Origin of the sequence: Neobacillus sp. NPDC093127 (genome assembly GCF_044754175.1) — a bacterium.
Taxonomy (GTDB): domain Bacteria; phylum Bacillota; class Bacilli; order Bacillales; family Cytobacillaceae; genus Neobacillus.
Window position 1 is genome coordinate 199,918 of sequence record NZ_JBIVOP010000006.1, and the last position, 25,963, is coordinate 225,880.

Annotated in this window: 28 protein-coding genes and 1 riboswitch; of the genes, 16 read left to right on the forward strand and 12 right to left on the reverse strand. The window is 37.7% G+C overall.

Translation table 11 applies throughout. The features are described from left to right. Nucleotides 1-16 precede the first annotated feature (16 nt). Nucleotides 17-604, reverse strand: a complete 588-nt coding sequence (gene thiT, locus ACIQCO_RS10965; RefSeq protein WP_400428418.1) for an energy-coupled thiamine transporter ThiT — start codon at nucleotides 602-604, stop codon at nucleotides 17-19. A 121-nt stretch (nucleotides 605-725) separates the two neighbouring features. Further along, nucleotides 726-833, reverse strand: a riboswitch (TPP riboswitch). 206 nt (nucleotides 834-1,039) lie between these two features. Between thiT and ACIQCO_RS10970 the strand changes: the two genes are divergently transcribed. The 5 genes from ACIQCO_RS10970 (at nucleotide 1,040) to ACIQCO_RS10990 (ending at nucleotide 6,260) form a co-directional block, all read left to right on the forward strand. After that, the gene (locus tag ACIQCO_RS10970; RefSeq protein WP_400428420.1) at nucleotides 1,040-2,182 is read left to right on the forward strand and encodes a histidine kinase N-terminal domain-containing protein; all 1,143 of its coding nucleotides are present in this window, start codon (nucleotides 1,040-1,042) and stop codon (nucleotides 2,180-2,182) included. Nucleotides 2,183-2,303: 121 nt separating this feature from the next. Beyond that, the gene (locus ACIQCO_RS10975) at nucleotides 2,304-2,864 is read left to right on the forward strand and encodes a GNAT family N-acetyltransferase (protein ID WP_400428422.1); all 561 of its coding nucleotides are present in this window, start codon (nucleotides 2,304-2,306) and stop codon (nucleotides 2,862-2,864) included. A 163-nt stretch (nucleotides 2,865-3,027) separates the two neighbouring features. Further along, a complete protein-coding gene (locus tag ACIQCO_RS10980; RefSeq protein ID WP_400428424.1) occupies nucleotides 3,028-4,335 on the forward strand; it encodes a hemolysin family protein in 1,308 nt (435 codons plus the stop codon). A 261-nt stretch (nucleotides 4,336-4,596) separates the two neighbouring features. Beyond that, on the forward strand, nucleotides 4,597-5,949 hold the full coding sequence (locus ACIQCO_RS10985) for a hemolysin family protein (protein WP_400428426.1): 1,353 nt from the start codon (nucleotides 4,597-4,599) through the stop codon (nucleotides 5,947-5,949). A 125-nt stretch (nucleotides 5,950-6,074) separates the two neighbouring features. Further along, complete coding sequence (locus ACIQCO_RS10990; RefSeq protein ID WP_066084042.1) at nucleotides 6,075-6,260, forward strand: hypothetical protein; 186 nt, start codon at nucleotides 6,075-6,077, stop codon at nucleotides 6,258-6,260. 72 nt (nucleotides 6,261-6,332) lie between these two features. Here the strand turns inward: ACIQCO_RS10990 and ACIQCO_RS10995 are convergent, their stop codons facing one another. After that, entirely contained in the window at nucleotides 6,333-6,629 is a 297-nt protein-coding gene (locus tag ACIQCO_RS10995) for a hypothetical protein (protein ID WP_400428428.1), read from the reverse strand. Between the two features lie 373 nt (nucleotides 6,630-7,002). On the opposite strand from ACIQCO_RS10995, the gene ACIQCO_RS11000 reads away from it, so the two are divergent. Beyond that, a complete protein-coding gene (locus tag ACIQCO_RS11000) occupies nucleotides 7,003-7,236 on the forward strand; it encodes a hypothetical protein (RefSeq protein WP_400428430.1) in 234 nt (77 codons plus the stop codon). Between the two features lie 54 nt (nucleotides 7,237-7,290). Here ACIQCO_RS11000 and ACIQCO_RS11005 read toward each other — a convergent pair whose 3' ends face one another. After that, nucleotides 7,291-7,836: a hypothetical protein gene (locus ACIQCO_RS11005; RefSeq protein ID WP_400428432.1), complete on the reverse strand. Its 546-nt coding sequence runs from the start codon at nucleotides 7,834-7,836 to the stop codon at nucleotides 7,291-7,293. A 368-nt stretch (nucleotides 7,837-8,204) separates the two neighbouring features. On the opposite strand from ACIQCO_RS11005, the gene atpB reads away from it, so the two are divergent. The 5 genes from atpB (at nucleotide 8,205) to ACIQCO_RS11030 (ending at nucleotide 12,198) form a co-directional block, all read left to right on the forward strand. Further along, on the forward strand, nucleotides 8,205-8,915 hold the full coding sequence (gene atpB / locus ACIQCO_RS11010; protein ID WP_400428434.1) for a F0F1 ATP synthase subunit A: 711 nt from the start codon (nucleotides 8,205-8,207) through the stop codon (nucleotides 8,913-8,915). Nucleotides 8,916-8,942: 27 nt separating this feature from the next. After that, complete coding sequence (locus ACIQCO_RS11015) at nucleotides 8,943-9,338, forward strand: F0F1 ATP synthase subunit B (protein WP_400428435.1); 396 nt, start codon at nucleotides 8,943-8,945, stop codon at nucleotides 9,336-9,338. Between the two features lie 3 nt (nucleotides 9,339-9,341). After that, nucleotides 9,342-10,307 carry an AtpZ/AtpI family protein gene (locus ACIQCO_RS11020; RefSeq protein WP_400428437.1) on the forward strand — a complete coding sequence of 322 codons (966 nt, stop codon included), beginning with the start codon at nucleotides 9,342-9,344 and terminating at the stop codon, nucleotides 10,305-10,307. A gap of 107 nt (nucleotides 10,308-10,414) precedes the next feature. Then, nucleotides 10,415-11,671: a DUF445 domain-containing protein gene (locus tag ACIQCO_RS11025; RefSeq protein ID WP_400428439.1), complete on the forward strand. Its 1,257-nt coding sequence runs from the start codon at nucleotides 10,415-10,417 to the stop codon at nucleotides 11,669-11,671. A gap of 161 nt (nucleotides 11,672-11,832) precedes the next feature. Continuing rightward, nucleotides 11,833-12,198, forward strand: coding sequence for a cytochrome-c oxidase (locus ACIQCO_RS11030; protein WP_400428441.1), 366 nt, complete (start codon nucleotides 11,833-11,835; stop codon nucleotides 12,196-12,198). A gap of 55 nt (nucleotides 12,199-12,253) precedes the next feature. Here the strand turns inward: ACIQCO_RS11030 and ACIQCO_RS11035 are convergent, their stop codons facing one another. The 3 genes from ACIQCO_RS11035 to ACIQCO_RS11045 all read right to left on the reverse strand — a co-directional run bounded on the left by ACIQCO_RS11035 (nucleotide 12,254) and on the right by ACIQCO_RS11045 (nucleotide 14,962). Continuing rightward, entirely contained in the window at nucleotides 12,254-13,102 is an 849-nt protein-coding gene (locus tag ACIQCO_RS11035; protein ID WP_400428442.1) for a TIGR03943 family putative permease subunit, read from the reverse strand. Between the two features lie 11 nt (nucleotides 13,103-13,113). Then, nucleotides 13,114-13,998: a permease gene (locus ACIQCO_RS11040; protein ID WP_400428444.1), complete on the reverse strand. Its 885-nt coding sequence runs from the start codon at nucleotides 13,996-13,998 to the stop codon at nucleotides 13,114-13,116. Nucleotides 13,999-14,143: 145 nt separating this feature from the next. Beyond that, on the reverse strand, nucleotides 14,144-14,962 hold the full coding sequence (locus ACIQCO_RS11045) for a 5'-nucleotidase, lipoprotein e(P4) family (RefSeq protein WP_400428446.1): 819 nt from the start codon (nucleotides 14,960-14,962) through the stop codon (nucleotides 14,144-14,146). Between the two features lie 180 nt (nucleotides 14,963-15,142). On the opposite strand from ACIQCO_RS11045, the gene ald reads away from it, so the two are divergent. Then, nucleotides 15,143-16,276, forward strand: coding sequence for an alanine dehydrogenase (gene ald / locus ACIQCO_RS11050; protein WP_400428448.1), 1,134 nt, complete (start codon nucleotides 15,143-15,145; stop codon nucleotides 16,274-16,276). A gap of 57 nt (nucleotides 16,277-16,333) precedes the next feature. On the opposite strand, the gene ACIQCO_RS11055 is transcribed toward ald, so the two are convergent. Together ACIQCO_RS11055 and ACIQCO_RS11060 are read right to left on the reverse strand one after the other, a co-directional pair. Next, nucleotides 16,334-17,749, reverse strand: a complete 1,416-nt coding sequence (locus ACIQCO_RS11055; protein WP_400428449.1) for a SpoVR family protein — start codon at nucleotides 17,747-17,749, stop codon at nucleotides 16,334-16,336. A 98-nt stretch (nucleotides 17,750-17,847) separates the two neighbouring features. Continuing rightward, nucleotides 17,848-18,828, reverse strand: a complete 981-nt coding sequence (locus ACIQCO_RS11060) for a M14 family zinc carboxypeptidase (protein ID WP_400428450.1) — start codon at nucleotides 18,826-18,828, stop codon at nucleotides 17,848-17,850. A 140-nt stretch (nucleotides 18,829-18,968) separates the two neighbouring features. Between ACIQCO_RS11060 and ACIQCO_RS11065 the strand changes: the two genes are divergently transcribed. Beyond that, the gene (locus ACIQCO_RS11065) at nucleotides 18,969-19,223 is read left to right on the forward strand and encodes a YhdB family protein (RefSeq protein ID WP_400428451.1); all 255 of its coding nucleotides are present in this window, start codon (nucleotides 18,969-18,971) and stop codon (nucleotides 19,221-19,223) included. Between the two features lie 141 nt (nucleotides 19,224-19,364). Here ACIQCO_RS11065 and ACIQCO_RS11070 read toward each other — a convergent pair whose 3' ends face one another. Then, nucleotides 19,365-21,110 carry a phospho-sugar mutase gene (locus ACIQCO_RS11070; RefSeq protein ID WP_400428453.1) on the reverse strand — a complete coding sequence of 582 codons (1,746 nt, stop codon included), beginning with the start codon at nucleotides 21,108-21,110 and terminating at the stop codon, nucleotides 19,365-19,367. 194 nt (nucleotides 21,111-21,304) lie between these two features. Next, nucleotides 21,305-21,691 carry a YhcU family protein gene (locus ACIQCO_RS11075; RefSeq protein WP_400428455.1) on the reverse strand — a complete coding sequence of 129 codons (387 nt, stop codon included), beginning with the start codon at nucleotides 21,689-21,691 and terminating at the stop codon, nucleotides 21,305-21,307. 112 nt (nucleotides 21,692-21,803) lie between these two features. Here ACIQCO_RS11075 and ACIQCO_RS11080 point away from each other — a divergent pair, with 112 nt between their 5' ends. Then, nucleotides 21,804-22,727: an RluA family pseudouridine synthase gene (locus tag ACIQCO_RS11080; RefSeq protein ID WP_400428456.1), complete on the forward strand. Its 924-nt coding sequence runs from the start codon at nucleotides 21,804-21,806 to the stop codon at nucleotides 22,725-22,727. Between the two features lie 86 nt (nucleotides 22,728-22,813). Here the strand turns inward: ACIQCO_RS11080 and ACIQCO_RS11085 are convergent, their stop codons facing one another. After that, nucleotides 22,814-23,068 carry a GlsB/YeaQ/YmgE family stress response membrane protein gene (locus ACIQCO_RS11085; RefSeq protein WP_066083990.1) on the reverse strand — a complete coding sequence of 85 codons (255 nt, stop codon included), beginning with the start codon at nucleotides 23,066-23,068 and terminating at the stop codon, nucleotides 22,814-22,816. Between the two features lie 363 nt (nucleotides 23,069-23,431). Between ACIQCO_RS11085 and ACIQCO_RS11090 the strand changes: the two genes are divergently transcribed. Together ACIQCO_RS11090 and ACIQCO_RS11095 are read left to right on the forward strand one after the other, a co-directional pair. Then, nucleotides 23,432-24,049 carry a DUF47 domain-containing protein gene (locus ACIQCO_RS11090; protein ID WP_400428458.1) on the forward strand — a complete coding sequence of 206 codons (618 nt, stop codon included), beginning with the start codon at nucleotides 23,432-23,434 and terminating at the stop codon, nucleotides 24,047-24,049. Between the two features lie 11 nt (nucleotides 24,050-24,060). Further along, on the forward strand, nucleotides 24,061-25,077 hold the full coding sequence (locus tag ACIQCO_RS11095; RefSeq protein ID WP_400428459.1) for an inorganic phosphate transporter: 1,017 nt from the start codon (nucleotides 24,061-24,063) through the stop codon (nucleotides 25,075-25,077). 65 nt (nucleotides 25,078-25,142) lie between these two features. Here the strand turns inward: ACIQCO_RS11095 and proC are convergent, their stop codons facing one another. Beyond that, entirely contained in the window at nucleotides 25,143-25,946 is an 804-nt protein-coding gene (gene proC / locus ACIQCO_RS11100; protein ID WP_400428461.1) for a pyrroline-5-carboxylate reductase, read from the reverse strand. Nucleotides 25,947-25,963: the final 17 nt, after the last annotated feature.

The window sequence follows — 25,963 nt, forward strand, 5'->3', positions numbered from 1 at the left end:
TTTTTTTTATTTATATTTAATTTTTTCCAAGGATTACTCTCTTTGGTACTGCACCGATGACGAGAATCACGATAATGGCACTAATCACAAAGCTTGGGAGCATATATGTTCCATTATAACCTAGAGAGTAAATCATAACCGGTTGTCCTTTTGGAGCATATTCCCCGAAAAAGACAGCACCGGCAATAACATGACAAAGATAACGCAATAAACTTCCTACAAATGCCCCTATTACTACATAGGTCATCCACTTCCCCTTATTTCCTTCATCATAGGATTTCTTAATTTTTCCGGCCACTAAACCGGCTAACCCCACAACTGTAAAGGCAATAAAATAGTCGAGAATCCCCTGAACAATGAAATAAATTTTCCCGAATCCAAGGACTACTTGGAGAAGCCCAAGTAAGAATCCCGTTAATAATCCGCCACGTATTCCCCAGCGATAGGCCATGAGAAAAATCGGCACCATAGCAATCGAAATAGACCCGCCCTGCGGCCAAATTTTTAATGAAAGCAGCTCGGCGGCAAAATCCAATAAAAAGGCAAGTGCTGAAAAAACAGCCACCTCGGCGATAAATAGTGTGTTACTTCTCTTTTTGTTCACTCCTGTTTCCCCCTATTAAACGTTTTGGATTCGTTTGATATCTTCCTTAAACAAGATGGTGCCCCTAAATTTAAACGAAAAAAAAAGCAATGAGACATAAGGAATTGTCTGCATTGCTTTACGATCCGGCAAACCACATCCCTACGCTAGTGTTAACTAACAGGTTCATAGGGTCAGAACTCTCAACGTTCACTCTCAGCCGCCTAAAGCAGCCCCCCCTGTGGAAATATTCAATTGATTCCCTATCGAATATACTATTGATTTAGCGCCTTTACAAGGAAAATATTCCACCCATGTTGAAAACCTATGATTTTATTTATCAAATCAGATTTATCTAACTAATATTGGGAAATTTTTTTTATTTCAATTAATAAAGGATTTTACTAATAATAAGCGAATTATCTTTGTAATCATGTTTGGACAGAGGGGGTTAATATGTTTATAGATGAACAAACCGATTTAATTGCCTTTTTTGCTAAAAATAAAGAGAATTTATTAATAGAATGGGGTAATTCAACTGTTATTTCTAAAGGGGACCCTTATTTAGGTGAAATTCAGGAAAATGCTAAAGCCCTTCTTAACGTAGTATTAACAATGCATCAGATGAATGAACAGGAAATCTTAACGATGCTTGAAAATCTTGCAAAAAAAATTTCACATGAAAGAGTAATGGCTAATATTAACATTGGTGATTTTGTTTATAATGTCAATTTAGGCAGAACGGTTTTATACAGCTATTTAAGTAAAACGGGTATTCCTTGGCCGGAACTGCAGGAATCAATGAATAAAATTAATTTCTGCTTCGATAAATTTCTTTATTTTGCCGTTTCTTTTTATACAGAGGCCAAAAACAAAATCATTGAAGAAAAAACTATGTTCATTGATTCAACCCATCAGGATCGGTTAACACTCCTTGGACAAATGACATCAAGTTTCATTCATGAATTTAGGAACCCGCTTACATCTGTTCAGGGATTTATTCAATTACTAAAAGCAGATTATCCAAATATGAAGTATTTAGAAATTATTTCGAGCGAGCTGGATCAGCTAAATTTTCGTATCTCCCAGTTCCTGCTTTTATCGAAAAAAGAATTAATCGGCAAAGAAAAATCTGATTTCAATATGAATAAGCTTATTGATGAAGTACTAAACTTTCTCTATCCAAGTATTCTTGATGGTAAAGTTAAAATAAATAAGGATTTATGTGAAGATATTACACTAAATGGTTATGCTGACGAAATTAGACAGGTCTTTATAAATATCATTTTTAATGCCATTGATGTCTTTAATCATCATGAGCATGAGCACCCAACAATAAATATTGTTAGCTTTTTAAAAGATAATCAGCACATCACAATCGATATTTCTAATAATGGACCGATGATTCCGGCAGAATTGCAGGAAACCATTTTTGAGCCATTTTTTACGACCAAAAAACTTGGCACAGGGCTTGGCTTGTTTGTATGTAAAGAAATTATTGAAAAACATAAAGGAGAGATGTCTTGTGATTCCAAACCAGAGAAAACCACTTTTTCACTTACTCTCCCTCTTGCCGCAGACTCCAAAATATATGAATAAACTAAGCTAAACATGCCCTGCTTATCCGGAGCGGGGTTTTTTTTATTTTCTTCCATATTCACCTTCCGAAAAAGCCTTTTTGGCATATGATGTACTAAAATTTTTTTCGGGAGCTTTGCCTATGTTTACCTTAAAAGTTGACCATGAAATTGAGCTTCAATTATTTGAACGGCATCACGCATTAAAACTGTATCAACTTGTTGAAGAAAACCGCGAACATTTACGGGAGTGGATGCCGTGGGTTGACAGTATGACTGCCCCTTATCATTTCGAATCCATCATACCGGTTTGGCTTTCTCAATTTGCTGAGAATACGGCCCTTAATGTTGGAATTATTTACAAAGGGGAACTTGTCGGGTCGATTGGATTACATCAAATGGATTGGTATAACAGCACGGCAAGTATTGGCTATTACCTTGCTAAAAAAGCGGAAGGACACGGTATAATCACCCGTGCTGTTCATGCTTTGATAAACTACGCTTTTTTTCAATTAGGAATAAACCGTATCGAAATTCGCTGCGGGGTAAAAAACAAGAAAAGCCAGGCGATTCCGAATAGACTTGGTTTCGTTAAGGAAGGAATCCTAAGAGATGGAGAACAATTAAACGGCCGCTTTCACAATCTTATTGTTTACAGCATGCTGGCTCGTGAATGGAAAGGAGTGCCGCCCCATCAAAGATAAGTAATTTCTTGATGCTGCCAATTGGCAGCATTTTTCATATGACAATTTTATCGAAGTAATAAATTTATCCAACCCGCAATTAGAAATTGAATTGTAAGGTAATAATGAGACAAAGAGTTATTTTGTAAGTGAGGTGGCATACCTTACTAGGGTAAGGGAACCGATGATTTGGATGAATATTGTCATAATAGCGCTCCTAATTGCGTTAACTGCTTTTTTTGTAGCATCGGAATTTGCGATTGTACGAATACGGACAACGAGAATTGACCAATTACTGTCCGAGGGAAACAAAAAAGCCGAGTCAGCAAAAAAAGTCATTTCCAATATGGATGGATACTTATCCGCCACACAGGTAGGTATTACGATTACTTCGTTATTATTAGGATGGCGTGGAGAGTCCACGGTCCGTGAGCTTTTAAACCCACTTTTGGACTGGATTCAGTTACCGATATCAATAAATCAGGTTTTCTCGTTTATATTAGCCTTTGCGATCATCACCTTTTTCAATGTCGTTATTGGTGAATTAGCCCCGAAAACGTTTGCGATTCAAAAGGCTGAAGAAATAATCCTGCTATTCGCGCCTCCAATGATTTTCTTTTATAAGCTCATGTATCCGTTTATTTGGGTGCTTAATCGGTCGGCCCGTTTTATCACAGGTTTGTTCGGCATTAAACCGGTTTCTGAACAAGATATTGTACTTTCAGAGGAAGAACTGCGGATGATCCTCTCACAAAGCTATGAAAGCGGAGAAATCAATCATTCAGAATACAGCTATATGAATAAGATTTTTGAATTTGACGATCGAATAGCGAAGGAAATTATGGTTCCGCGAACAGAGGTCATTACACTGCCAAAGAAGGCTGAACTTGAGGAAATCATCGAAACGGTGAAGGAAGAAGGGTATACACGGTATCCCGTTATTGACGGTGACAAGGATACGATTTTAGGAATTGTTAATATTAAGGAAATTTTAACCGATTGTATTCTGCAAAAGTGTAATGGCGACGAACCCCTTCTGTATTATTTAAAGCCTGTGATTCATGTGATTGAGACCATTCCTATTCAACAACTATTGGTAAAGCTGCAAAAAAGCCGTTCTCACATGGCTGTTTTATCGGATGAATATGGCGGTACGGCAGGAATCGTGACTGTCGAAGATATTCTCGAAGAAATTGTTGGTGAAATTCGTGATGAATTCGACTTGGATGAGCGTCCATTAATTCAAAAAATAGGTGATGATCACTTTGTCTTGGATGGGAAGGTCTTAATAAGTGAAGTAAACGACCTGTTAGGGACAACTCTTGAAGAGGATGATGTCGATACGATTGGCGGCTGGTTCTTAACGCAAAAATTTGATGTACATAAAGGAGAGTCCATCGAAAAAGAGGGATTCGTTTTTAAAATTGAGGAAATTGAAGGACATCATATTTTATATATCGAGGTATTCAAGTCACCTAAGTCTCCTATATAGGAGACGTTTTTTGTTGAATATTTTTTGTAATATTTCAACTTTTCAGTTCATATTTACAAAAATTCTCCATAAAATGTTGTTATCAACTCTTACTTTAACGAGGACGTTTGACTGTATAGGTTAAATTCTTTATAATTATTGTTAATTTATATATTGTTGAGGAGGTATACTTTCCAAAAGACAAGATTAGAAGAAAATAAGTTTTGTATAATACTGGGAGGTGACTCCTTTCTCGTGTAACAACGGGATAAGGAAACTTATTTGGACATATTTAACTTGGTTTTAATAGCCATTTTAATAGCTTTAACTGCATTTTTTGTTGCTTCAGAATTTGCGATTGTTAAAATTAGAAGTTCAAGAATTGATCAGTTAATTGAGGAAGGAAATTCGAAGGCTGTTTCTGTCAAAAAGGTCATTTCAAATTTAGATGAATACCTGTCTGCCTGTCAGTTAGGTATTACGATAACGGCTCTTGGCCTTGGGTGGATTGGGGAAAAGACAATTAAAGGTTTGCTTGCACCACTTTTTGTGAAAATCAACATACCTGAGAGTGCAACACACCTATTATCAGTTGGAATTGCGTTTGCTGCCATCACGTTTTTACACGTCGTGGTCGGAGAGCTTGCACCTAAAACACTAGCCATTCAAAAGGCAGAATGGATTACCATGATTGTGTCTCGCCCGCTTATCTTTTTTTATAAGCTCATGTACCCATTTATTTGGGTTCTGAATGGATCAGCGCGGGTAGTTTCCGGCATTTTTGGTTTAAAGCCAGTGTCTGAAAATGAAATTGCACATACGGAGGAAGAGCTTCGCATTATCCTGTCTGAAAGCTATAAAAGTGGTGAAATTAACCAATCGGAGTTTAAGTATGTAAATAAAATTTTTGAATTTGATAACCGTATTGCTAAAGAAATCATGGTTCCAAGAACGGAAATTGTTTCATTATCCAAGGATGATTCATTAGAAACCTTTCTTCAGGTTTTACGTGAAGAAAAGTTCACAAGGTATCCCATCATTGATGGTGATAAGGACCATATTATCGGGCTTATCAATATAAAGGAAATTATGACTGACTTAATTGGAAAGGAAAACCTTTCAACAAGAAACTTGGAAAGCTATACCCGTCCGATTATTAGAGTAATAGAAACCATCCCCATCCATGATTTGCTTGTAAAAATGCAAAAGGAAAGAATGCATATGGCCATATTAATGGATGAATATGGTGGTACATCAGGGCTTGTTACCGTAGAAGATATCCTTGAAGAAATTGTTGGCGAGATACGTGACGAATTTGATATGGACGAAGTTCCAGAGGTTCGTAAAATGAAAGAACACCATTATATTATTGACTCGAAGGTTTTAGTAAGCGAGGTCAATGATTTATTGGGAGTTGAAATTAATGACGAAGACGTTGATACCATTGGCGGCTGGATTCTCACTGAGAATTATGAAGCTAAAGAAGGTGACATCATTCATCATGAAACGTATTCCTTTAAAATCCTCGATATGGAAGAGCACCATATAAAATATATTGAAGTGACCAAAAATACTGCAAACGGAGAAACTGATATCCAGCAAATCGCCCTGTCAAAATCAGAAGTTCTATCATAAGTATTTTTAAAGACCGTGTTAATCGATAACGGTCTATTTTTTTGCTTAAAAGCTCCTTTTTTTGGAGATTCGTCCAATCAACAAGCCCTTTAAACGCATATCCTGCTTGCAAGGAGGGATGAGAAATGGATCGTTTAGCAAATTTATTTTTCGTTTGTATCTTAGCTGGGTTTGCCCTTATTCATATGCCTGTCATTTCATTTCTAGCTGGCATGACATCATTTTTTCACGTTGTCGGAGCTCTCGCAATTTTAGTCTTCTCTTTTGTCTTGCTTTACCTAGGCATCAAAGCACTATTTACAAAATTGTAAGTGGTTACAATTTTTCTCAGCAAAAAAGATCAGATTGTGACTAATCTGATCTTTTTTGCTTTCTGCCTAATATTATTTTGATTTGAGAATGATTAGATCTTCTTCAGCTTTTGCTATTTTAACTAAATGGGAATCAAGTCGGCGGTTGATATGCTGAATATCGCCGCTCTGTTTATCTTCAATCCGCTGAAGGGATTCTTTAATATCAGATAGGTCGATTTGGTTTACCTCTACCCTATGTTCGATGCTGTCCATCTTTTCTAATCTTGAAAGTCTCCTCTCAATATTCTCCAATGTTGCATTAAATGTATTGATTAAGCTTTTTATATCCATGACATTTTCGGTTAATTTTTCAAATTCCTTTTCCATAGTCAAAAACTCCCTTTTCTTATTTCTTTTATTTTATCACGGTTTACACTGTAAACATGTTACAAAAACAGCAACAATGGATTTTCTGTTTATTGTCGTTTTGCAAGATGTGACCGATTCGAAACAAAAAAATGAACATTTTTATAAACCCTACTGTATGGTTGAAGTCCGTGAATTTTATCACAGGCAAAATTCTAAAAAAGAATTAAGCTTTTACTATAAGGAAATCGTGTACTACTAAATCCATTTCTATCCTTATGAATCATTATCAACTAGGAAAAGGTTGGTGTAAAATATATTTATATCTATCGATGAAAAGGCAGGTTTATGGTTTTCAAAAGAATTCGAAATTAAGAAACCGTACAGCATTCGAATGTTTCCTCAATATGCTGGTTTTGGTGAGAAACATAAAGGCTACAGCCTCGCTTTTTCGGCAGAGTACCCTGCAAACGCAGAAATTACAAAAGAGATAAATGGAATTACCTTCTTTGTTGAAGATAACGATGTTTGGTTTTTTGAAGATACGGAAACTTACTTATCTGTCGACGACCTCTTGGATGAACTACAAGTTACTTACAAAGAAGAGGCAGGCATTAAAATCCATTAAAATACGATGAAAAAACAAGCCAGATGGAATTCATCTGGCTTGTTTTTATGATCATTAGTTTACTTGCTTACCTAAGCTTGGTGGTAATAATTTTGCTCTTTCAAAAACTTTTCCCAGTTTTTCTTCAGCTTGTGCAAAGGTTGTATCCGCTGCTTCGAAATTAGGTGTGTCTTTTTTCAACTCATCTGCTTTAGTTTGATATGAAGCAGCATATTCTTTAACAGCTGCTTCCAGATCTGCCTGCTGGTCCTTTAAATCAGCTGGAATTTGAACAGCATTAAGTTCCGATGCGACTGCAGCGGCCGATTCACTGGCTGCTGCCTTTTCTTCAGCAGTTGGTAAATCCTCAGGCTTTGCATCTTCCTTCGATGCTTTCTTTTCATAAGCGTTTAAATCAGCATCTTTTGCGTTAATTTTATTTCCAAGTTCCATATAGAACTTAACTAATTCTTTCTTAACATCAACTTTAGGTGCTTCTGTTTCTTTTGCTGTTTCTTTTGGTGTATCTTTCTTATCCGTTTTCGCATCATCATTACTTGAGCAGGCAGTCAAGCCAATTGCCATCGTTAAAGCGGATAAAAATAGTAAAAACTTTTTCATTTTTGTTTCCCCCTATTTCTTTAATTAATGCCTTGTTTATTTTACAACATTTAATAAGACGTTAAAAGTAATAAAAGGTTTCAAAGTAAAAAATTTTTTCGAATCTTTGCTAATAATTTTAATAGGATAATATAATAAAAATATTTATAAAATTGCTATTATTGACATAATAGTTGGTACTATCAAAACAATGCTATCAATAGTTCTAACTATGTTAACATTATTATTCAGAAAATTAGCAATAAATCGTGAACTATCTTACAATAATGAAAGTTTTTGTATATAATGAAAATAAGACCAATTAATCTCTCATCTCATCCTCCAATTATTGGTTCCATACCTTAAACAGAAAGGGGGTGGACATCATAGTGCATTCAAGACCTCAAGTAGTTTGGTTTAATTTAACGTTTGATTTATCTGTCATCATTACATCGACCATTGCTGCTATCATCGTTTTCCTCATCGCCTACCTATTTACAAGAAACCCGACAACAAGTGCACCAAAAAAGCGGCAAAACTTTATGGAGTGGATTGTGGAATTTGTGAAGGATATCATGAACAATTCTATGGTTGCTTCAAACAATTTATTTATTTTGTCAACAGGTGTCTCTCTATTAATGTATTTATTCATTGCAAACCTTATGGGCATCCCCTTCTCGATTATTACCGCTGAGGAGGATTCAGTTGCTTGGTGGAAATCGCCTACTGCAGATGCACATGTAACCATGACGCTCGCCATCATGATTATCGTCTATACACATTTCATAGATATTCGCCTGCACGGTTTCAAGCATTTTGTTCTGAGTTTTTTCAAACCATTTAAAATCCTATTTCCTATCAATGCAATAGAGCAGCTTGCCACAACATTGACATTGGGACTTCGGCTGTTTGGAAATATTTATGCAGGGGAAGTAATGCTTGCCCTTTTGGCAAGTGCTGTAAGCCATGGTTTTGGAACCGCTCTCCTTGCTTCAGTGCCTATGTTGATCTGGCAGGCATTTTGTCTGTTCATTGGTGCAATTCAGGCTTATATCTTTGTAACACTTACAATGGTTTACATTGCCCACCGTATAACATAATATAGAAATGAATGGAGTTGAATTGTTTTGGGTGATATTACATTATTTGGTATCCCAATTTCATTTGGTACGATGATTTATCAGGCTATTATTTTTACGGTTCTTGTTTTTATTTTAAAGAAGTTGGTTTTTAAAAAGTTGGTAAATATACTTGATAATAGAAAACAGCATATTGAAAATCAGCTCCAATTAACGGAAAAATATAAACTCGATGCTGAAAAGAATCTTGAAACAAGTGAAATCATCCTTAAACAAGCGCGGGCAGATTCGAGAGAAATTAGGAAGCATAGTGAAAGTGAGGCAAAACTGATTCTTCAAGAGGCTAAAGACAAAGCTAAACAAATCCTTAAAGAAGCAAAAGAAGAAGCATTCCTTTCACGTTCTAGGTCCTTTTCTCAAAAAGACCAATTTAAGGGGGCTTAATTTATGAAGCACAAGTTTACAAAATACTTGGGCAGGGTTACTGAAAATCTTGAATTAGGTTTTGAAGAAAAATGGATTTATGTCCATTACACAATAGGATCGATTGAAAAGACAGCGTGTCTATTAAAAAATGAGAACAAATCCGAACAAGAGTATCTCGAGGTTTTTTTAAAAGAAAATAATGTCTCTGAAGAAATGAAAAAAGAGGTTAGGAAATTTTTTAAGAATGAAAAGACTCATAACGATACACATTGGAATGAATTCACAACCTTCCTAATGAAAGCCCTTTCTTTAAATATGGTATTCGGAATTACCATTGCACTATGTGTTTATGCTGGTTACAAGGTGGGGGCACTACTAGATGCCCGGTATGATATTTATCCCACTTTAACACTGATTGGTACTTTTTCCGGGATTGGAATTGGCGGCGTGACAGTATATTCGATGGTGCAACGGTATTTTAAATCCTCTGTTCAAAAAAAGAATAGTAAGGAACAACCTGCTAAATTAGAGCAGGTTGATATCAGAAAGTACCCGGTTATCGATGTAACCATTGAGGATATTCGGAAAGCCGTCAGGACGTTTTCCGATAATCTGCCAAAGGGCGTTTACCGGACCATTCTTGTTCAGGACGATCATAGTATCGACTATCAGCAGCTTGCACCATTGCTTGGCGGACTTCCTTCTAAAAAATTCTATATGTCAAAGGAAACATATGATTTGTTTGAAGAAAGTGAAAAACAAATTCCAATTGAAATGGATATCGTTCAAAAGGCTGTTGACCAATATGTCAAGGAGCGTAAGGAATATCCAATGCTACAATTTGACCCGCTTCGCAGGGTGAATTATTATCAGCTATTACAGGATCATTTTCTTAAATCAGCACCGGAAATACAATTTTATATTACCGATTTGGATGGATTAATTACCCATATAAAACCACAGAAAAAGACTTCCTCTCAAAGCTGAGAGGAGTTTTTTTATATTTTAAAAGATGGTTTTTTTGCTTTTTTTTCAGTAATATTGAGATAATATCAATTGACAACATTATTTATCCAAAACGAGGGGTTACAAAGATGTTAAAACAGAAAAGTAAATCGCAGCATTTAGCGGCTATTTCTCTTATTGTGATGGCAGCTGGATTTTTAGCTACTATTCCATTACCGCTATCAGTGTGGAGAACCATCCTCCAAGGCGGATTTGAAGCAGGGCTTGTTGGGGGACTTGCCGACTGGTTTGCAGTTACGGCCTTATTCCGACACCCAATGGGCCTGCCAATCCCGCACACTGCCATTTTGCCAAAAAACAGAGAAAAGATTATTGCAAAAATCATTTCGATGTTAGAGCAGGACTGGCTGACAAAGGAGAGCATCCGTGAAAAAATAGCTGCGTTTCAGTTCAGCGAAAAATTATTTACCATAGTAAATAAAGAAATACACGCTCAGCCGGTAAAGAAAAACATCATCACTCTTATTCAGCATTTTATCAAAAAGATTGAGATCAAGATGATAGCTCCGACAATCGAAAAAGAGCTAAAAGCCTTTGTTGAGAATATAGATATTAATTACTACTTTCCATTACTCGTCGATCAAATTACGATTCGGAAATACGATGAAAAAACACTTGATTTCATCCTTAAAGAAATTGATGATTGGGCCAAAAAGGAAAGTACAAAGAATCAGCTTGGCGGGATGGCAGTTGAAATGATTGAAAATATTAAGGCGGACGGTATCATGCAGTTTGCGTTAAGATCCTTTAGCAATCTTGTTAACGAGGAAAAATTAGGGAATATTATCCAAAGCTTGATTCTAAAAGGTGTTGATAATTATCGTGATCCCTTGAATCAAAATAGAAAAACCTTATTAATCCACATTGATACCAAGCTGCAAACTATGAAAAGTAATGAAAAAATTTATGAAGAGCTTAATCGGTTTAAACTGCAAATCATTGAAAAATGGAAACCCGAAGAAAAAATAATCGAGCTTTTAACTGAGTTCCAGCAAAAGGCTCATGATTTTGTGGAAGAGCCCAGCTTTTACGATGAATATATACTTCCCTTAATTACGAAAAGTCTAAACGAGCTTAAAGAAAATTCAGATAAGATGATGCAACTGGAAACATGGATAAAAAAACAAATATCCAGCTTTGTTGATCGGAATCATTCAAAAATCGGCAGACTTGTCCGAGAAAATTTAGATAAGCTTGATACTAAAACTCTCATCCATATGATTGAAACAAATGTAGGAAAAGACTTGCAATGGATTCGGGTAAACGGCGCCGTTTGTGGATTCTTAATTGGCCTTGTATTAGTAGGAATAAAGGCCTTATTTTAACTAAAGGCTTTTAGAGCACCTTAATCTAAAATTAAGGTGCATTTTTTACTTTCCAGCCCAAAAATCTATTCTTGTCCCGGTAATTCAAAGTTCTTTTTCAAAATAATCCTACATATTTACTACTGTAGTCATTATTTTTATATGAAAAAGGAGGATGGAAGATGGGGATCAAATTCATTAAAATCTCTGTTGTCTATTTTGTCATCGGGGTTTGCATTGGGATGTATATGTCAATGACGCAAAAATTCACCTTCACTCCTGTCCACGTTCATATTAATTTATTAGGATGGATGTCAATGGGAATGGCTGGTCTTATCTATGTAGCGTTTCCAAGTGCAGCAAAAACGACATTAGCCAAGGTTCACTTCTGGCTGCATAATATTTCGCTGCCAATTATGATGATCGGACTTGCATTCTTAGTATCTGGGACAGAAAAAGCAGAGCCTGCAGTTGCTACAGGCGGTACATTAATGGTTTTAGGGATTATTCTTTTTGCAATCAACATTATTAAAAATGTTAAACAGTAATCCACAGGAAATATTTGTTAGTATTCAAAAAAAGACGCCATCCATGGCGTCTTTTTTAATAACCTTTATACACATACTGATCCTTAGGAGCAGCTGTTTTTGTCCACTTTTCTACTTTTAATATCGGTATGTTTGTTTTGAAGGGTTGATAATAAATCGTCGATATTTTCCCTTTTACGGTAATCCACTCGTCGTTCCCCAGCTTCGTTCCATCCGGCATGTCTACAAGCATTCCGAAGACACCGGAATCAGCAATACAATGAATGATGCCAAAACGGAATACGAAGAGCTGATTTTTATCTATCGTCTCAGCATCGTTAAAAACAAAGCCCTTAAACTCGATATCTTTTCCTAAGAAATCCCCTGGAAAATTATATATCGTTTCCATCCCATTTAAATAATTTTTATCGTTTAAGATAATCGTTTTTTGATCAATATATTTTTTCTTTTCGGTTTTCATACGGGCGTCGTATTCATCTTTTCCATAGTAAACACTTGTATCAGGACGCAGGAATTGCTGTTGCATAAACGGATCCCCTTTGCCCTCATCATAAATGGGAAAATGGAAACCTTTTGCCTTGACAATATTTGAATCAAGTGTAGCAATCGGGAAAAATAACCCAGAGATAATCGGAAAGGCAAAAATTGGATAAACTAGAAGCTTTTTGTACCACTTGTCTTCTTTAGAATGATTGTGTCCGCAATGATCATGTTCACAGCCGGCATCTTTTGAATGATCCTTGTTTATCAACAAAATTTGGACAATCGTTAAGACTAATAACGCATAACCGGCTGTCGCTGACAGGTAGGAATACTTCATATTAATATATTTTGAAATATCTCCACTAAGGTGCAATTGAAAGATTAAGTAGGTAAAGCCAATTAAAATTAAACTCCTTATCAAGCTAACCCCTCCTAAAACAACAACGAGTAAACAAAGACAACGGCAAACACCGCAGAAACAATCATAAATACGAGTCGTTTTTTAAATGTTGCCAGCATCATCATTAAATTCTTAATATCGACCATTGGGCCAAATACTAAAAACGCTAATAATGAACCGGTTGAAAACGTAGTTCTAAAGGAGGAAGCAATAAAAGCGTCCGCTTCGGAACAAAGAGAAAGAATAAAGGATAAAGTCATCATAACTAAGGAAGATGATACAGGGCCCTGACCGATAGCGACAAGAGTTGTCGTTTTTACGTAAGTTTGGACAGCAGCTGCAATTAGTGAACCAATCACTAAATATTTCCCCATTGAGAAAAACTCCTCAACGGCATGTTCAAGTGTCTGCCAAATTTTTCGCATGACAGTTGTCTTTTCATCATGATGGTGGTTATGATGTGATTCTTTAAACGGATTTCCCTTATAGCGATAGGCAATCAAAATTCCTACAGCAAAGGCCACAACAAGCGCCCCAATGGAGCGGAAGATTGGCATTTTCCAATCGCTGCCGAAGGCAATATAAGTAGCAAATAAAACCACCGGATTGATGATTGGCGCTGTTAGCATAAAGGCAATCCCTGCAGAAATCGGCACTCCTTTTGCAACAAGCCGGCTGACAATCGGGACAATCCCACATTCACAGGATGGAAATAATATTCCTAAGAAACTCGCAAAAATTACTGCAAGTACTTTATTTTTCGGCATAATCTTCGCAATCATTTCTTCGGTCACAAATATTTGAATGATTCCCGAGATTAACACCCCGAGTGTCACAAATGGTAATGCTTCAATAAGGATAGAGATAAAAATGGTATTCATCTGTAAAAATGACTGCGGTAATGAGATACCAAACATAGTAGTCCTCCTAAGCCCAAAACTGATGTTAACTACTATACTCGGATTCTTTTATTCCGTCCAACGAAAAATATGGTATTGAGGAAGAAATATTCTTTTACAAAAAATACTGCCTGCCAAATGTTTGGCGGCAGTATGGTTTTCCTTATGGTTGAAATGGCTGTAAGCTTTCTTTTCTAAGCTTCAATCTTTCATTTATAGATATACTCGAGTCGTGATTGTAGATTGCCCCTTCCCAATCCCCATACATTGGGTTAGGAAACACAATTAGTTTTCTACCGAATTCTTCTTTGTGTTTATTTACAGCTTCTATCCTTCCAGCAGCCGATAACTCGTCAAATCCACTAAAATCCCCTAAATTATCGCCAAACAATAGCACTATTTCATGGGTTTTAGCTACTTGCAGCCGCCTGTTTTCTTTCCCTCTTTCCCCTTTTTGTTTTAAAAACACATGATCGGAAGCGGCCTGTGGTACACCGATAGCCTGCAAATTTTTAATGGTGATTGCTTTTTTTGCTTCTTTTCGGTTGGTAATGTAGAAAATAGCAACACCCTTTGAATCGGCATAGTTTAGAAATTCTAATGCACCCGGCAGTGGTTTTGCTGCTGCCCTGTCCTCCCATTTACTCCAATTTAACGGATACTTCTCCCTTGATACTATTTTCCCGGCAAAAAGCGGGCTATTATCGATCACCGTTTCGTCCAAATCAAGAACAATTGCTGGTTTTGGCCCTTTATTCTTATCCCGTTTACTTAAGATTTCATCTAGTCTCATTTTTCCTAAATTGTAGCCCTGATAATATAAAGCTTTAGCTTCCCCTGATGTTTGATACCAGAGAACGGACATCGTGTTTTGTTCTGCCAAACTTGCGGTTGGACTTGTCACCGTTTGTGCGCAGGCACTAATAACGGCTAGTGAAAGTGATAAGGCAACAGCAAATATTATTGTGGTAATTTTCTTCATCTATTCAGCCCTCCTTGACTTATACCGTTTTAGTATATGGAATAAAGAGAAATCTAAGCTTTTTGGCTGAGCTTTCTTTAACCAAGAATGAAAAATACGAAAATCCTTCATTAAATGCTATAAGAATGTGATATACTTTAGCCATAGCAAAATTATTTTAAAGTTTGGGGAGGAATGAGCATGTTTATTGGAATACCTAAAGAAATTAAAAATAATGAAAATCGCGTGGCCCTTACGCCTGCTGGTGTCGTTTCATTCTTGACAGCCGGTCACAAAGTAATAGTTGAAAAAGACGCCGGGATTGGAAGCGGTTTCACCGACGATGATTATGTAAATGCCGGTGCAGAGATTATTGATAGCGCTGCAACTGTTTGGGCGAAAGCAGATATGATTATGAAAGTAAAAGAGCCGCTTTCAAGTGAGTATCAATATTTCCGTCCGGGCTTAATTCTATTTACATACTTACACCTTGCTGCTGAGCCTGCACTTGCACAAGCTTTAAAAGAAAAAGGTGTTATCGCTGTTGCGTATGAAACAGTGGCCGTAAACAAAACTCTACCACTTTTAACTCCAATGAGTGAAGTAGCTGGCAGGATGGCTGCCCAAATCGGTGCCCAATTCTTGCAAAAAAATAATGGCGGCCAAGGAATATTGCTTGCAGGTGTTCCAGGGGTTAACCGTGGTAAAGTAACGATTATCGGCGGTGGGATTGTTGGTACAAACGCCGCTAAAATGGCTATCGGTTTAGGTGCCGATGTTACCATTATTGACCTTAGCGCTGACCGACTGCGTCAGCTTGATGATATTTTCGGAAATCAAATCAAAACATTGATGTCTAATCCAATGAACATCGCAGAAGCGGCGGCAGAAGCTGATCTGCTAATCGGTGCTGTATTGATCCCTGGTGCTAAAGCCCCGAAGCTTGTAAAGGAAGCAATGGTTAAGACAATGAAACCAGGATCTGTTATTGTCGATGTAGCTATCGACCAAGGCGGAATTGTTGAAACATGCGATCACATTACCACTCATGATAACCCTACCTTTGTCAAACACGGGGTTGTCCACTATTCTGTAGCCAATATGCCAGGTGCCGTGCCAAGAACATCAACCATTGCACTTACAAATGTTACAGTTCCGTACGCATTGCAAATCGCAAATAAAGGGGTTTTCAAAGCCATCACTGAAAACGCTGCTTTATTACTTGGCGTTAACGTAGCGGGTGGAGAAATCACCTACGAAGCGGTAGCGAAAGATCTAGGGTATGATTACGTACCAGTAGAAAAAGCACTAGAAAAAGAATTGGCTGCCATCTAAATTAGAATAGAGGATGTCACAGCAGGGGGCCCACCCTGTAGGGACATCCTCTTTTTGTTATAAATATTTCCGATTGACGCTTTTGCTGTCATAGGTAAACAGCATTCTTCTTTCTTCTATCATCGTTTCGATATGGACTGGTCTGCCCCAAAGCTGATGGATATATGGCAGCACTTTTTCAAGATATTTCACATCCAGTTCCACGCCTTCATACCAGTGCTTTAGGTAAAGTTCGCCGTTTTTCATGTAGTCGCCATCATTGACGGTGATGTATGGAAATCCGCCGTTTACCCGCATGTTCACAAGCTGGTCGCGGATTTGCTCCCATTTTTTGTCGACGATTTTATATTCCCGGCCTTGTTTTTGGAAGAGGTACATATCTTCGCGCATAACGAGGTCCTTATTTAAATAGTTCCTTAAAAAAGAAATATCTGATTCAACCTCGCGAACCTCGAACATTTTTTCCCTGCCTGAGCCGGGCTCAACACCTCGACGCTTCATTTCTTCGGTTGGATTATCATACCGTTCTTCAATATCCTCAAAGATTTTGATGCCAAGATAATAAGGGTTGATTCCTGTTTTTGACGGCTGGACAACTCCAGCGTTTAATTTGGCGAATTCAATTGCCTCTCCGCTCGTTAAATCCAATTCCCTTAATATCCGTTGATGCCAATACGAAGCCCAGCCTTCGTTCATGATTTTCGTTTCAAGCTGGGGCCAAAAGTAGAGCATTTCCTCCCGCATCATCGTCAAAATGTCTCTCTGCCAATCATCTAGTTCCCTGCTGTAGGTTTCAATAAATAACAATAAGTCCTTTTCAGGCCGTGGTGGAAATTTCTTCTTCCGCGGTTGATTAGTCTCCTGTTTTTCTTTTTCATCTAGCTTCCAAAGGTCATCATATGGTGTTGCAGCTTGGTAATCTTGATTTTCTTCCTCCTCATCATCGCCAATCGACCAAGATAATTTAGGCCTCATTAGAGAAGGATCGATATGCTCATCAATCGCTAATACAGCATCAAGGAAGGTTTCTACTTCCTTTTTACCGTATTGAATTTCATAATGATGGATTCGCTCAGCAGTAGCCGCCATGCTTTCGACCATATCCCGTTTCGTATTTTGAAAGCGGACGTTATTTTTGAAGAAATCACAATGAGCTAATACGTGGGCCACAATGAGTTTATTTTGAATCAGCGAATTCGAATCTAATAAGAAGGCATAACAAGGATTCGAGTTAATAACTAGCTCATAAATTTTGCTAAGCCCTAAATCATAGTGGAGTTTCATTTTGTGGAATTGCTTCCCAAAGCTCCAATGTGAAAAACGGGTCGGCATCCCATAGGCCCCGAACGTATAAATGATTTCAGCGGGACAGATTTCATAACGCATTGGATAAAAGTCTAAACCAAAGCCGGTTGCTATTTCAGTGATTTCATTAATGGCATATTCAAGTGATTTTCGTCCTTCCACATTCATTAGCCACTCCCCCTTTTCTTCTTATCACAATGTATGAAGTAAGAAGGGGAATGATGTAAACTATGACTATTTTTCCTTAAGCCATGTTGTAAGCATTATCAGGGAATCTTCTTCGCCTCTGCTGCAAGTAATAGACCTACATAGCGATTACGTTTCCACTCCGTTTTAAATACTGATAAGGGGGGATTCGTTTCACCAACCAGATAGCTAATTTCAATCGTCATTGCCGGACGGTGATAACTAGTGATAAACCAATCAGTAAATCCGCCTCCCACGGCTTCTTTTGCTGGCCTTCCCAATTTATAGTGTGTCAATTTTGAAACTTTCTTAGCAATTCCCTGATCACGTTTTAGGTATTTACCGTTTTTATAGTTCCAGAAAATCTCCCTGCCCGCCGTATGATAAGCCACTGCAATCGAAGGGTTTATTTCTTTGATAAATTTTGTTAAGGCAATGACCTCCAATGCTTCAAGAGGTTTCTTCCCTTTATAAAATTTACTGGAGGGGGCTGCTGGCTCCGGGTCAAGAGCGTCCCAGCCAGCCGGATATTGCCGATTTAAATCAATTCCCACCCCATTAGCTTTCCATCCTTCAAAATTGTTCACTCCGCCATTCATGCGCAGTAAACACTTATGATATTCGTCTGGGAAAATTTGCAGATTATTTTGTTGTATTGCGACACCATCCGGATTTAGCATTGGTACAAACCAAATTGAGACATCATCTAAAATATCGCTGTTTTTGAACCCCAATTTACCATTGGCTTGATAGGCATCAGCATATGATTCAAGCATTTTCATCAAAAGCGCACTTGTCAGCCATTCGCGTCCGTGATGGGTACCAATAATGATGATATTTTTCTCCCCTTTTCCAAGCTTTATCGCCCAGATGGTGCTGCCAAAGTGGGTTGTTCCAATTGACTTTACTTCCACTGTTCTTTTATATTTCTTTTGAATTTTTTTCACGTCGCGTTCCATCAGTTCAAATGAATATGGTTTATTTGCTTTAACAATTTTTGCTTGTGAAACTGTTTCAAACGGGAGGAAGACTATCAGAAAAATACATAAAAATTTCGCCATAATACCTCCGTTTTTCACTTAAATTATACAGGTAAATGTTGAAAACAGCGCTAACATTGAGTGTCCAACATTTTCTGTGAAAGTTATCTGCAGAATATCATACAATAATCTCAACTCCTAATAAGGAGGAGAGAAAACAAATGAATAAAATGGATTACGACCGGGCGTTATACTATACGCACCGATCCGAATGGGATAATTTACTGATTTTAATGGTACGGACAAAAGACCAATTTTTATCGAAAAGAATCGAACAATTCCTGCATGCTTACAATTTTGAACATGACTACACTGTGATTGAAACGAAACTTTATAATCTTCTTCGTTACATCGACCATGCTAACGAAACCGTTGAACCTGATGGAAATGGAGTACCGATGTATAGTCTTTCCTGAAAAAACAAGTGGATACTGAATTTGTGGAGAAAATTTTTTACAACCGGGCCAAAGAATTCCACCAAAAAAAAACGGCTTCCCTTGTTGGAAGCCGTTTTAATGAACCATTATTCGCCACACCAATCGGCGTATAATACGCTGTTACTTATTTTCTTGAACGATTTCAATTTTTTGTTCCACAAACTCCATAAACGCTTTTTCTATTGAGTTCAGTTTGGTTTTACTCTCTTCCAAGCTGTTACTGTTTACCCCAAAGTAAAATTTCACTTTTGGTTCTGTTCCTGATGGTCTTAGACATACCCATGAACCGTCTTCAAAAATATATTTTAAGACATTCGATTTTGGTAAATCAATTTTTTCCTCTTTATCCTTGGTAACCCGAATGCCTGTTAAATAATCTTCTGTTACATCGGTTTTGAAAGATCCCAGGCTGGTGAAAGGCTCCGCTCGGAAGGAAGCTAACAGAAGTTGAATCATTTCTGCTCCTTCTATCCCTTTTAAGGTTAAAGAACGGAGGCCTTCCTGATAATAACCATATTTATTAAAAACTTGCATCAGCCCTTCATAAAGAGACATGCCTTGTTTTTTATAATAAGCACAAACTTCTGTTGCTAAAAGTGAAGCCTGTATCGCATCCTTATCGCGGGCAAAGTCGCCGATTAAGTAGCCGTAAGACTCTTCATAACCAAACAGGAAAGTATGGTCACCATTAGCTTCATATTCCTTAATTTTTTCTGCAATAAATTTAAAGCCTGTTAATACATCAACCGTTTCTAATTGATAGGCCGACGCAATTATTCTTCCTATCTCGGAGGTAACGATTGTCTTTAACACAACTGCATTTGCTGGCAATGTGCCTTTTTGCTGTTTCTCGGACAGAAGATAATCGAGTAATAACGCACCAGTTTGATTCCCTGTTAGGACCACATATTCTCCCTCATGGTTAAGGACCGCAATACCCAGGCGGTCTGCATCAGGATCCGTCGCAATTAACAGGTCGGCTCCGACTTTTTTGCCGTCGCGAATAGCTAATTCAAAGGCAGCATGTTCTTCTGGGTTTGGACTTTTTACTGTTGAAAATTCCGGGTCTGGAAGTTCTTGTTCTTTGACGACCGTGACATTGTTATAGCCTAATTCGGCAAGACCAGCACGAACAAGTTTATTTGCCGTTCCATGTAATGGGGTAAAGACAATATTAATATCCGTTTCTCTAGCAAGATTCGGATTCAGAGAGATGGTCTTTAATTTTTCAATATAGACTTGATCAATGTCTGAACCAATTGTTTTAATTAAACCTAAGCCTCTTAACTTTTCTTCACTGTCTACCTCAATGACTAATTCATTCTCGATTTCATTTACCTTAGAAATCACAATATCTGCTGCATTAGGCGTCAGCTGCCCGCCATCGGAACCATAAACCTTATAGCCATTATATTCCGGCGGATTATGACTAGCCGTAATAACAATTCCTGAAAACGCATGTAAGTATCTTAAGGCAAAGGATAATTCCGGTGTAGGCCTTAATTCGTCAAACACATAGGTTTGAATCCCTTTTGTTGCTAGTGTCTTAGCCGCCTCCAACGCAAATTCCGGTGATTTATGACGTGAATCATAGGCGATGACAACACCGCGTCGCTTTGCTTCGATTCCACTTTCTTCTATGTAAGCTGCCAGGCCGGCGGAAGCCTTGCGGACAGTATAAATATTCATTCTGTTTGTACCCACGCCGATTTCACCACGCATACCGCCCGTACCGAATTCAAGATTCTTATAAAAAGCCTCTTCTAACTGCTTTTCATCCGTTTTCATCTCTTCTAATTGACTTTTTAATTCCGAATCCAATCCAACAAATTCATTCCAACTATTTGCAACAACTTTCCAATCCAAAGGGGTCCCCTCCTATTTGTATATCCTGTATATTGTTCTAAGTTTTAGTTCGTAACTCCTTTAAAATCCACTAGAAATAAACCGACAATTTTTGCAGGCAAGTGAAACAGCTCACATTCTATCATACCTCAAAATCACCCTGTTTAAGAGAAGAAATAAAAAAAAGCCTGTAAAAAACACAGGCGAAAGTTATTCTATATTATCAACTCATTGTCAGCCCTTGTGTAAATGCTGAGCATCGGATTTTTCATACACTTTGCTTCTATAAATTGTTCAAATTCAAATGGAAAAAACAAGCCGAATTCCTTTAATGTTGCCACATTTTTATTAAATACAGCTTCATATTGGTCAGCCAGGGGAGAAGATTCGAGAATGGATATTAACGTTTGCATACTCGTCATCACCTGAAAAGCATCTTTCAATGTGTTAAAATCTTCAAAAGGATGCAAAATCTTTAAATCTTCAAACTGACGGATTTCCTCATCACTAAAGAAGTTCGGAAAAATATTGGAATAAATATACCTCACCAATCCATTAATTTCTTCTGCTTGACTTGGTGTCGAGGCAAAAACTATTTTCACTTGTAACCCACCTTTGCCATCCCTATTTTCTGTCGTATTATATAGATAAGAATAACATAACTAACTGTGGATACACGGTGGTAATTAATAGAAACTAGGGGATGTGTGATGAATGCTTACAACGAAACGAAAGGGCGAGTGGTTTGAAATTGTCGTCCCTAAAGAATGGGAAGGCAAAACAGTTGACGAGCTATTTCGTCATGTTTGGGAAGCTCCCAAAAAATTAACTCATACATTCAGGATGGAGGAAAAGGTTCTAGTAGATGGGGTTCGTGCTAATTGGAATTCGCCGCTGGCTGCCAGTTCAAAGTTGAAAATCCAACTATTCGAGGAAGAAACACTTCAAGTCATTCCAAATTTCTTTGAAATTGACATCCTGTATGAGGACGACCATGTGTTAGTAATTAATAAACCACCATTTATGAACACTCATCCAAATGACCCAAAAACAGAGACTGACACTCTTGTTAATGCTGCTGCATTTTATTTGCAAGCAAGCGGAGAATTAAGAAATATTCGCCAAATCCATCGATTAGACCGGGATACTTCAGGGGCAATTCTGTTCGCCAAACATCCATTAGCTGGTGCCATTTTAGACAAAATGCTCGAAAAACGGGAAATAAAAAGGACCTATATTGCAGCGGTACAAGGTCTATTAAAGCGACGAAAAGGAACTATCAATGCCCCAATTGGCAGTGATCGTCATCATGGAACGAGGAGAAGGGTTTCAGCGTCTGGATCTCAGGCGGTTACCCACTTTCAACTGATTAAAGAAGATCAAAACAAACAACGCTCCTATGTAAAATGCTGGCTTGAGACGGGGAGAACACACCAAATTAGAGTGCATTTGAGCCATCTTGGACATCCATTAGTTGGCGATACTTTATATGGCGGGCAGCCACTTGTGAAAAGACAGGCGCTTCATGCTGCAAAACTTGAGTTTATACATCCATTTACCAATGAGAAAATTGAATGCTTTGCACCATTTACAGATTTACCAGAGATTTTTAACACGATTGATGTATATACAATATAGAAAAAGCCTCCAAGGGGAGGCTTTTCTGAATCCAGTTCCTATTTTATATTTAATCCGCTTTTCTGAATCCAGTTCCTATTTTATATTTAATCCGCTTTTCTAAATGCACGCATTATGAAGCTTAACAGGAGAACCAGTACTGCGGCACCGATGATTGCCGGAATAATTGCAAAGTCAGCCAAGTGCGGCCCCCAGTTTCCTAAAACGGCTGTCCCGAGCCATGCACCAACAAAACCTGCAATGATATTACCAATAATGCCACCCGGAATATTTCGTCCGACGATAAGCCCTGCTAACCATCCAATAATTCCACCGACAATTAATGCCCAAATGAAGCTCATATTAGAACACTCCTTTTTAGTATTCATCATTCACTTATTCATTAATATACCAAAAACCTTAGGCAGTAGTGGAAAGGTTTTTTCTTGCTGCCTATACCTTTAAAATACCCTATTTTCTCTTTTATACTCATAATTTTCTAATCGTTTTTTTGAATCATCTCACCTTATTAAGATTAAGCTAAATACATAAATTAATGATTCAGGGCGAAAAGTAAACAAAAGTATTGCAAGCAATACAAGTATTCTGAGAACTCTAATGTTAAGTTTATGTAAATTTTTTATTAAGATATATCTTTTTTCGACATTCTTCAGATAAAATATTTTAGGTCATACATATTTTATATACAAATGGAGGTTCCACAAATGGCATTCAAAAAGAATGACAAATTCTCGGTATTGCTTAGTAATATTTCCACTAACTTAAAAGAAAGTGCAAATTTCTTTACAGAATACAAATTAAAAAATATCAGTGATTTAAAAATTTTTTCTGAGAAAATGAAAGAGCTTGAGACAAAGGGTGACAGCTATGTTCATGAAGTAATAAAGGAATTAAATGATACCTTCATTACTCCGATTGAGCGTGAAGACATCCTACATTTAGCGATGAGCATGGACGATGTTCTTGATGGTTTAGAAGCTTGTGCAGCCCTTTTCGAAATGTACTCGATTACCCAAGCAGACGAATTTATGTTGAAGTTTGTCGAGGCAATCAATGGCAGTGTTCATGAAATTGACAAGGCCGTTGAATTACTATCAAACAAAAAATTACTGAAAATACGTGAACATGCGATTAAAATTAAAGATTACGAATCAAAATGCGATAATGTCCTACGACAATCGATTAAACATTTATTTTTAATTGAAAAAGATCCAATTCGTATTATTCAATATAAGGAAATTTACGAAACTCTTGAAGATATTGCTGACTACTGCCAATCAGTCGCAAATACCCTTGAAACCATTATCATGAAAAATGCCTAAGGAGCAAAAAAATGAGCCTTATATTAATACTTACAATATTAGTTGTAATTTGTGCCCTTGCATTTGACTTTATTAATGGTTTCCATGATACAGCCAATGCAATCGCTACTTCAGTTTCAACAAAAGCATTAAAACCACGCCACGCAATTTTGTTAGCATCAATCATGAATTTTATTGGGGCTATGACATTTACTGGTGTTGCAAAAACGATCTCAAAGGATATCGTCGATCCGTTCTCGCTTTCTAGCAGCGGTACCAATACAGGGTCGATTGTTATTCTTGCCGCATTACTTGCGGCTGTTGCTTGGAACTTAATCACCTGGTATTTCGGAATTCCAAGTAGTTCCTCCCATGCTCTAATCGGTTCGATAGCTGGAGCGGCTATTGCAGCAAAAGGATTAAATGTACTTAACTACCAAGGGTTTATAAAAATTCTTGAAGCTCTTATTCTTTCTCCTATTTTAGCATTTGTCGTTGGTTATATTATTTACAGTATTTTTAAAGTTGTTTTTAAAAATTTCAATTTAACGAAAACGAATCGTAATTTTCGCTTTATTCAAATCGCAACAGCAGCCTTACAATCCTATTCACACGGAACAAACGATGCCCAGAAATCAATGGGGATTATTACCTTGGCCCTAATCGCTAATGAGTATCTTCCCAAAGATGCAGGTGTACCTTTCTGGGTTCAATTCTCCTGTGCTCTGGCGATGGGACTCGGAACCTCAATTGGTGGCTGGAAGATTATTAAAACGGTTGGCGGAAAAATTATGAAAATACGCCCAATTAACGGAGTGGCAGCTGATATAACGGGGGCCGGAATTATTTTTGGCGCCAGCTTGATTCATATGCCAGTAAGTACAACCCATGTTATTTCTTCTGGTATACTTGGGGTGGGCTCGGCACACCGCATTAAAGGTGTTAAATGGGATACTGCACAGCGGATGCTGATCACGTGGGTTATTACCCTTCCTATTTCTGCACTGTTGGCAGCGATCTGTTATTTTATTCTGAATTTAATTTTTTAATATGAAAGAGGAAGTAACAAAAACGCAGACCCTTTTGTTACTTCCTCTTTTCATTTCTCTATAAATTAAAGTAAAGTTGTTACTTTTTTTGTACAGCTCTCCATTGCGGTCATGACGGCTCCGCGAAATTGATTTCTTTCAAGGGCTGCCACCGCTTCAATTGTTGCACCGCCCGGGGTACATACTTGATCTTTAAGTTCGCCAGGATGTATTCCAGTCTCAAGCACCATTTTCGCAGCTCCTAATACGGCCTGCGCTGCAAGCCGGTAAGCCTTTTCCCTTGGTATTCCCTGCCGCACTCCCCCATCTGCCATTGCTTCAATTAATAGATAAACATAGGCTGGGGAAGACCCGCTGATGGATGGCACAGCATCCATCAGTTTTTCTTCGAGACGCTCTGTTTGCCCAAAGGCGGTAAACAGGTGCTCCACTTCCGCAAACTCTTCTTCACTTAGATAGTCATTTGCGCAAAGGGCAGTCATTCCTTCTCCGACTAAAGAAGGCGTGTTTGGCATGGTCCGAACAACTCTTACCTTTGTGCCAAATGCCCGCTCAATATCCAATAAGGATATCCCTGCCGCTATTGTGACAATAATTACCTCTTGTTTTATATCGCTTTTAATTTCTTCAATAATTAATTCATGTAGGTCGGGTTTCACTGCAAGAATAAGGATGTCTGCAGCACTGGCAACCTCTTTGTTATGTCGTGTGGTGACAATATTATAGTTGTGTTTTATTTTTCCGAGCGTTTTTTCTGTCATCGCACTTACGATGATATTCTCTTTAGGTATAATGTTTGATTTGACAATTCCTTCTATCATAGCCTGCGCCATTTTTCCTGCTCCGACAAATCCAATTGTTTTATTCATATCCACAGCACCTTATC

Coding starts and splice junctions, on each gene's coding strand:
- ACIQCO_RS10970 (WP_400428420.1), top strand. CDS start 1,040: ATGTTTATAGATGAACAAACCGATTTAATTGCCTTTTTTGCTAAAAAT.
- ACIQCO_RS10975 (WP_400428422.1), top strand. CDS start 2,304: ATGTTTACCTTAAAAGTTGACCATGAAATTGAGCTTCAATTATTTGAA.
- ACIQCO_RS10980 (WP_400428424.1), top strand. CDS start 3,028: ATGATTTGGATGAATATTGTCATAATAGCGCTCCTAATTGCGTTAACT.
- ACIQCO_RS10990 (WP_066084042.1), top strand. CDS start 6,075: ATGGATCGTTTAGCAAATTTATTTTTCGTTTGTATCTTAGCTGGGTTT.
- ACIQCO_RS10995 (WP_400428428.1), bottom strand. CDS start 6,629: ATGGAAAAGGAATTTGAAAAATTAACCGAAAATGTCATGGATATAAAA.
- ACIQCO_RS11000 (WP_400428430.1), top strand. CDS start 7,003: ATGTTTCCTCAATATGCTGGTTTTGGTGAGAAACATAAAGGCTACAGC.
- ACIQCO_RS11005 (WP_400428432.1), bottom strand. CDS start 7,836: ATGAAAAAGTTTTTACTATTTTTATCCGCTTTAACGATGGCAATTGGC.
- ACIQCO_RS11020 (WP_400428437.1), top strand. CDS start 9,342: ATGAAGCACAAGTTTACAAAATACTTGGGCAGGGTTACTGAAAATCTT.
- ACIQCO_RS11025 (WP_400428439.1), top strand. CDS start 10,415: ATGTTAAAACAGAAAAGTAAATCGCAGCATTTAGCGGCTATTTCTCTT.
- ACIQCO_RS11030 (WP_400428441.1), top strand. CDS start 11,833: ATGGGGATCAAATTCATTAAAATCTCTGTTGTCTATTTTGTCATCGGG.
- ACIQCO_RS11040 (WP_400428444.1), bottom strand. CDS start 13,998: ATGTTTGGTATCTCATTACCGCAGTCATTTTTACAGATGAATACCATT.
- ACIQCO_RS11045 (WP_400428446.1), bottom strand. CDS start 14,962: ATGAAGAAAATTACCACAATAATATTTGCTGTTGCCTTATCACTTTCA.
- ald (WP_400428448.1), top strand. CDS start 15,143: ATGTTTATTGGAATACCTAAAGAAATTAAAAATAATGAAAATCGCGTG.
- ACIQCO_RS11055 (WP_400428449.1), bottom strand. CDS start 17,749: ATGAATGTGGAAGGACGAAAATCACTTGAATATGCCATTAATGAAATC.
- ACIQCO_RS11060 (WP_400428450.1), bottom strand. CDS start 18,828: ATGGCGAAATTTTTATGTATTTTTCTGATAGTCTTCCTCCCGTTTGAA.
- ACIQCO_RS11065 (WP_400428451.1), top strand. CDS start 18,969: ATGAATAAAATGGATTACGACCGGGCGTTATACTATACGCACCGATCC.
- ACIQCO_RS11080 (WP_400428456.1), top strand. CDS start 21,804: ATGCTTACAACGAAACGAAAGGGCGAGTGGTTTGAAATTGTCGTCCCT.
- ACIQCO_RS11085 (WP_066083990.1), bottom strand. CDS start 23,068: ATGAGCTTCATTTGGGCATTAATTGTCGGTGGAATTATTGGATGGTTA.
- ACIQCO_RS11090 (WP_400428458.1), top strand. CDS start 23,432: ATGGCATTCAAAAAGAATGACAAATTCTCGGTATTGCTTAGTAATATT.
- ACIQCO_RS11095 (WP_400428459.1), top strand. CDS start 24,061: ATGAGCCTTATATTAATACTTACAATATTAGTTGTAATTTGTGCCCTT.
- proC (WP_400428461.1), bottom strand. CDS start 25,946: ATGAATAAAACAATTGGATTTGTCGGAGCAGGAAAAATGGCGCAGGCT.